The organism is Streptomyces sp. NPDC047515 (assembly GCF_040643055.1).
Taxonomy (GTDB): domain Bacteria; phylum Actinomycetota; class Actinomycetes; order Streptomycetales; family Streptomycetaceae; genus Streptomyces.
The window spans coordinates 1-6,008 of record NZ_JBEYTM010000125.1; the positions used below are offsets into that span (position 1 = coordinate 1).

The window sequence follows — 6,008 nt, forward strand, 5'->3', positions numbered from 1 at the left end:
AACCCCCGCCCCTTCGCCTGGACGAAGAGCGCCGACGAGATCCTCGAACGCCTCGCCGCATATCTTGATCGAATTCCTGGCGCAGGACACTAGCAACTTGTGTAGTCGAGGGCGGTCAGCCAACTGGCCGCCGCCCAGTCAAGGCGCCGGCATCGAAGCAGACCTGGGTGCGGCAGATCGCTGTCTCGCACGACACCGGCCGGGTACCGGTCAGTGGCGGGCGCCAATACGGTCCGAGCCCGGAATCGCCAGTGGAGGATCAACAGTCTGGCCAGCAGTCACTCGCTGATTGCCGGCGGAGCGGTCGGCCTGCGTCGGTCGCTCTCGCGTTCAGGGTGCGACGGCCCAGCCGGTAGTCCCTGGAGTTTCGTAGAGCAGTGGGCGTGTGCCGTCCGGATCCTTCTCCAGGCTCCCCAGGGCAACGTGCTATCCCATCGGTTGCCGCCGAGTGTCGGCCAGCGCTGTGCCGTTCAACTCTCTGCGGCGAATGACTCGATGTAGGCCAGGGCCCCGTACAGCGCGTCACGCAGGGGTGTGGACTCGCCGGCTGCCTGGTCCAGCAGTGCTCCGCCCTGGAACGCGGCGGTGAGCAGGTGGGCGAGCGCGGACGGGTCGGCCTCCGGCCGCAGATCGCCGCGCTCGCGCATCTTGGTCAGGCCGCGCTTGAACAGCGCTTGCCACCGCTCGAAGCCGTCGGCCACCGCGTCCCGGTGGGAGGGCTCGGCCTTGACGACCTCGGCGGCCAGGGAGCCGAACGTGCAGCCGCCGCGCAGCATGTCCCGCGAGGCGATGTACGAGTCGGCCCACCGGCGCAGGGCGGCGAAGCTGTCCAGCTCGCCCAGTTCGGGCGCCTGGTGGCGGGCGACGATGCTGTCGGCCTGCCAGGCGAGCACCGCGCGCACCAGGGACTCCTTGGTGGGGAAGTGGCGCGTCAGTTGCGAGCCGCTGACCCCGGTGGCGGCGCGGATCTGCTCGTTGTTGGTTTTCTGTGCCCCGTGCTCGTAGATCAGTTCCGCGGCCGCCTTGACGATGCGCTCGCGTGTGGCCAGGCCCTTGGCGGTTAGCTTCCGAGCCAGCGCTTCGCTGGATGCGGTCATGGTGATGATCGTACCATAAAAAGGGGCTTGACAACCCATTTTTTGAGGTGTCCCATGGGCCCGAGTACAAAAAGGGCTAGCAAGCCCTTTTTATGGGAGGAGCGGACACCATGACCACACAGGCTGCACCGCAGGCGGTCGCCCCGACATCGCACACCAGCCCGGCTCCGGCCCAGGCCGTCACCGAGGCCGGTCACCCACGCCGCTGGAGCATCATGGCGGTGCTCGGTGCCGTCGCCTTCATGGCGCAGCTCGACTTCTTCGTCGTCAACGTCGCCCTCGACGGGATCGGCCACCCGTTCCCGGTCGCGGGCGTCGCGAGCGTGTCATGGGTCCTGTCGGCCTACGCGATCGTCTTCGCCGCCGTGCTCGTGCCCGCCGGCCGCATCGCGGACCACTGGGGACGCAAGAAGATGCTGCTGTCCGGAGTGGCACTCTTCACCCTCACCTCCGCCGTCGCGGCCGCCGCACCCAGTCTCGGCGTGCTGATCACGGCCCGGGCCCTCCAGGCCGTCGGTGCGGCGATGATCGTGCCGACCTCGCTCGGCCTGCTCTACCCGAGCTTCCCCAAGCGACAGCACACCCTGGTGGTCGGCCTGTGGGCGGGCGTGGGCGCGATCGCGGTCTCGGCGGGCCCGCCCGTCGGTGGGCTGCTCGTCACCCTCGACTGGCGGTGGATCTTCCTGATCAACGTTCCCATCGGTATCGCCACCCCTCGTGGCCGGCGCGCTGCTGGTGCCCGAGGTGCGCCAGCCCAAGGGTGCCGCTGTGCCGGACGCGGCTTCCGCCATCGCCCTGTTGCTGGCCGTGAGCCTGCTGGTGTTCGCCACCGTCCAGGGTCCTGGGTGGGGCTGGACCGACATCCGCACCGTGACCCTGTTCGCCGCGGCCGCCCTGGCCGCTGCCGCGACCGCCGAGCGCACCCTGCGCGCCAAGGCACCGGTGATCGAGAAGCAGCTGTTCGCCAGCAGGCCGTTCACCGCCGCCACCCTGGCCCTGTTCCTGTTCTCCGCCGGCTTCGCCATCGTCCTGCTCAGCACCGCCCTGTTCATGCAGGAGGTCTGGCACTTCAGCCCGCTGCGCGCAGGCGTCTCCATCGCCCCGGCCCCCTGGCCTCGATCGCCTTCGCCATGAACGCCGGCCCTCTCCAGAGCCGCTTCGGACGCACCGCACCCGCCGTGACAGGCACGCTGGCCATGGCACTCGCCGCCGCCTACTCGATCTCGACTGTGCATACCGCCCCCGACTACTGGGGCGCCATGTTCCCTGGCCTGATCCTGGTGGGCCTGGCGGGCGGTCTGGCCCAGGCGCCGCTGTTCGCCGCCGCCGGCACCCTCACACCCGAACGCGCCACCACCGGCAGCGCCGTACTCAACATGAGCCGCCAGATCGGCAGCGCCGTGGGGGTGGCTGTACTCGTCGCCCTCACACCCCACGCGACGAGCACAGGCTTCGACCACGCCTGGTGGGTCCAGGCCGGTGCCGGACTGACCGCCGCCATCGCGCTACTCGCCCTCCGGGCCCGCCGCATCCCCTGACCGTGGCCTGACCGCAGTCTCTCCACGGCTTCAGGTGAGCGCGCAGCCGTCCGTTCCTCCCGGCCGGCGGACATCACACGACTCCGCCCTGGATCCCATGTGGCATCCGCTCGAAGGACCCCCGGACACTCCCGGGTTCTCCCACCGACAGACCTCTCAAGAACAGGAAACAATCATGGAACGCAACCTTCTGGTGATCGGGGCCACCGGCAAAACCGGTCGCCACACCACCGAACTCCTGCTCCAGCGTGGGCACAGCGTCCGCGCACTCGTCCGCGGCCTCGACGGGCGCGCAGAGCGGCTCGCCGCCCTCGGAGCGGACGTCGTAGAAGGGGACGTCCTCGACCTGGACTCCCTGGCCCGGGCGACCAAGGGGATCGACGCCCTGTACTTCACCTATCCGATCCGCCCCGGCCTGATGGACGCCACCGCGAACGTGGCCCAGGCGGCGGAGGAGAACGGGGTCCAGGCGATCGTGAACATGTCGCAGGTCTCCGCCCGCCGCACAACCGCCAGCAACGCGGCACGCCAGCACTGGGTCGCCGAACGCGTCCTGGACCACTCCCCGGTCCCCGTCACCCACATCCGCCCGACCTTCTTCGCCCAATGGCTGATCGACACCTGGGCCGACGGAACCGGCGAACTGCGCCTGCCGTTCGCCGACGGACGCCACGCCCCCATCGCGGAAAGCGACCAGGCGAAGGTGATCGCGGCCATCCTGGAAGACCCCGCCCCGCACGCCGGCCAGATCTACCCGCTGTACGGAGCCGAGGAGCTCAACCACTACGAGATCGCCGAGAAGATGTCGCGGGCGCTGGACCGTGACGTCACCTACGTCCCCATCGAACTCGACGAATTCGCCGCCATCCTGCGCGGGCGCGGCGCGCCGGACCACCTGATCCAGCACCTGCTCGCCGTCGCCGTCGACTACCGCAACGGCGTCTTCGCCGGCACCAACGACCTCGTGAAGACGATCGGCGGCAGCGAACCCCTCGACGTCGAGAGCTTCATCGCCCAGAACCGCGCGGCCTTCGACCTACCCACTGCCTGAAAATTCGACCTGCCCACCGCCTGACACTGGAGAAGACAATGAGCGTTTGGTTCATCACTGGAGCGTCCCGGGGCTTCGGCCTGGAAATCACCCGTGCTGCCCTGGCCGCCGGTCACCAGGTTGTCGCGACCGCGCGGAAGGCCGAAACCGTCCGCGAGCAGTTTCCCGACGCCGGCGACACGCTGCTCACCGCGCCGCTGGACGTGACCGACCACCAGAGCATCAAGGCGGCCGTCGACGCGGTCGAGCGGTTCGGCCGGATCGACGTCCTCGTCAGCAACGCCGGCACCGGACTGCTCGCCGCCGTCGAAGAGTCCGACGACGCCGCGGTCCGCGCGGTGTACGAGACCAACGTGTTCAGTCTCCTCGCCGTCCAACGCGCCGTACTGCCGGTACTACGGCGCCAGCGCTCCGGCCACGTGATCAACATCAGCTCCATCGTTGGCTTCGCCACCGCGCCGGGCTGGGGCATCTACGCCTCCACGAAGTTCGCCGTCGAAGGCTTCACCGAGACCCTCCACACCGAACTGGCCTCCCTCGGTATCCACGTGACGCTCGTGGAGCCGGGCTTCTTCCGCACCGACTTCCTCGACCCCGCCAGCCTGAACTCGGACATCGACGTGATCGACGACTACGCGCCCACGGCCGGCGCGATGCGCGCAGCCGCTGCGAGCCTCAACCACGCCCAGCCTGGCGACCCGGCCAAGGCCGCCCGCGCCATCGTCGAGATGGCCGCCGCCCCCGAGCCGCCACTGCGCCTCCCGCTCGGCGCCGACACCCTGCAAGCCTTCGAAACCAAGCTGAACACCTTCCGCAAGGAAATGGACAACTGGCGGCACATCGCCCTCGCCACCGACCACGAATAAGGCTGTGCCCTATACCGCGACGATGACGAGTCGTTGGGAACAGCAGACCGCCCCGTGGCGGCCTCAGCGACTGACTGGCCTCGTCCTCGCAGACGATCCAGGCCCCGCGGGCCGTCGCGGTGCTTTTACCCACGGCCACACCTCCTTCTTCCACAACTCGACGGCCTCGTCATCGCGTTCGATCGCCCGTCGGGCCGGCTGCTGCCACGACCAGCCATGGCGCTTCAACAGCCGCCACGTGCCCTCCACTGTGTAGCTGACGTGGAACAGCCGCCCGATCAACGTCTTCACCCGGGCGAGCGTCCACCGCTGGTCCGCCCATCCATGAGCGAGCGGTCTACGTTCCAACTCCCGCTGAAGTCGGGCTACTTGTGTCTCATTCAGCCTCGGGCGCCCCGGTGAACCCTTCGAGCGGACACCGGCCTGACCATGCTCCCGCCATTGACGGCGCCAGCGTTCCACCGACCGCTCACTCACCCGCAGCGCGGCAGCAACCTCCCGGTTCTTCTCCCCGCCCTCGAAACGACCGCCTGCCTCCAGCCGGACCCGCTCCCTCGCCACCCTCTTGGCATCGGTCAAACCGCCACCCTGTACGTATCTCACACCACACAGCTACCGACCCAACTCAGCCGCTGTCAGACGAACGAGCCGACATCACCCAATCAAGTTCAGTAGTAGGGCTTTGTTAGGTGCGGTGGTGAACCGCCCCGGGTTCGGTAGAGATCTCAGATTGTGGTTTTGACCTGGGGTTTCGTGAGTTCCATGTAGTAGTTGGCTTCGTACTCGACGGGTGGGATGTGGCCTATCTCTCCGTGGAGTCTGCGGTGGTTGTACCAGTCGACCCATTCGGCAGTGGCGAGCTCGACCTGGGAAAGCGTCTTCCAGGGCGGGCCGGGTTTGATCAGCTCGGTTTTATACAGGCCGATCGCGCTCTCCATCAGGGCATTGTCGTAGGCATCGCCGACCGAGCCGATGGAGGCGGCGATGCCGGCAGCCTCCAGATGCTCGGCGAGCCTGAAACTCGTGTACTGCGACCCGGCGTCCGAGTGATGGATCAACTGGCCTGGCTGTATGGGGCGTTGGTCTCGACCGCGTTGCCAGATGGCCATCTCCAGGGCGTCCAGGACGAAGACGGTCTCCTTCACGGTGGCGGCCGACCAGCCGACGATCCGGCGGGAGAAGGTGTCTACGACGAACGCGGCATAGACGACGCCGGCCCAGGTCTTCACGTGGGTGAAGTCCGCCACCCAGCACCGGTTCGGGGCCTGGGTGACGAAGTCGCGGTCGAGACGGTCCGGAGCCCGGTCGACCTGCCCGCCGGGGATCGTGGTGATCACGCGTTTGCCGCGGACCGCGCCCTTGATACCGAGTTCGCGCATCAGGCGTTCGATGGTGCAGCGGGCTGCGGTATGCCCCTGCCGGTTCAGCTCGCGCCAGATCTTCCGGGCCCCGTAGA

General features: G+C 68.3%; 7 protein-coding genes and 1 pseudogene. 5 read left to right on the top strand and 3 right to left on the bottom strand.

The genetic code is table 11. From position 1 onward, the window contains the following. Positions 1-470 precede the first annotated feature (470 nt). On the bottom strand, positions 471-1,097 hold the full coding sequence (locus ABZ826_RS38625) for a TetR/AcrR family transcriptional regulator (protein ID WP_361459177.1): 627 nt from the start codon (positions 1,095-1,097) through the stop codon (positions 471-473). A 242-nt stretch (positions 1,098-1,339) separates the two neighbouring features. Here ABZ826_RS38625 and ABZ826_RS38630 point away from each other — a divergent pair. The 5 genes and pseudogenes from ABZ826_RS38630 to ABZ826_RS38650 form a co-directional block, all read left to right on the top strand. Then, positions 1,340-1,795, top strand: a pseudogene (locus tag ABZ826_RS38630) (MFS transporter); the annotation flags it as partial. Positions 1,796-1,814: 19 nt separating this feature from the next. Beyond that, positions 1,815-2,231, top strand: coding sequence for a hypothetical protein (locus ABZ826_RS38635; RefSeq protein ID WP_361459189.1), 417 nt, complete (start codon positions 1,815-1,817; stop codon positions 2,229-2,231). Then, positions 2,228-2,635 (top strand): MFS transporter, encoded by a 408-nt coding sequence (locus ABZ826_RS38640; RefSeq protein WP_361459187.1) that lies wholly within the window; start codon positions 2,228-2,230, stop codon positions 2,633-2,635. The genes ABZ826_RS38635 and ABZ826_RS38640 overlap by 4 nt, the downstream gene beginning before the upstream one ends. A gap of 175 nt (positions 2,636-2,810) precedes the next feature. Beyond that, the gene (locus ABZ826_RS38645) at positions 2,811-3,686 is read left to right on the top strand and encodes an NAD(P)H-binding protein (protein ID WP_361459179.1); all 876 of its coding nucleotides are present in this window, start codon (positions 2,811-2,813) and stop codon (positions 3,684-3,686) included. 38 nt (positions 3,687-3,724) lie between these two features. Beyond that, positions 3,725-4,552: an oxidoreductase gene (locus ABZ826_RS38650; protein ID WP_361459181.1), complete on the top strand. Its 828-nt coding sequence runs from the start codon at positions 3,725-3,727 to the stop codon at positions 4,550-4,552. Between the two features lie 63 nt (positions 4,553-4,615). Here the strand turns inward: ABZ826_RS38650 and ABZ826_RS38655 are convergent, their stop codons facing one another. Next, complete coding sequence (locus ABZ826_RS38655; protein WP_361459183.1) at positions 4,616-5,155, bottom strand: winged helix-turn-helix domain-containing protein; 540 nt, start codon at positions 5,153-5,155, stop codon at positions 4,616-4,618. Between the two features lie 122 nt (positions 5,156-5,277). Continuing rightward, positions 5,278-6,008, bottom strand: a 731-nt coding sequence (locus ABZ826_RS38660; RefSeq protein WP_361459185.1) for an IS3 family transposase, incomplete at its 5' end; no start/stop codon positions are given.

Coding starts and splice junctions, on each gene's coding strand:
- ABZ826_RS38645 (WP_361459179.1), top strand. CDS start 2,811: ATGGAACGCAACCTTCTGGTGATCGGGGCCACCGGCAAAACCGGTCGC.
- ABZ826_RS38650 (WP_361459181.1), top strand. CDS start 3,725: ATGAGCGTTTGGTTCATCACTGGAGCGTCCCGGGGCTTCGGCCTGGAA.
- ABZ826_RS38625 (WP_361459177.1), bottom strand. CDS start 1,097: ATGACCGCATCCAGCGAAGCGCTGGCTCGGAAGCTAACCGCCAAGGGC.
- ABZ826_RS38640 (WP_361459187.1), top strand. CDS start 2,228: ATGAACGCCGGCCCTCTCCAGAGCCGCTTCGGACGCACCGCACCCGCC.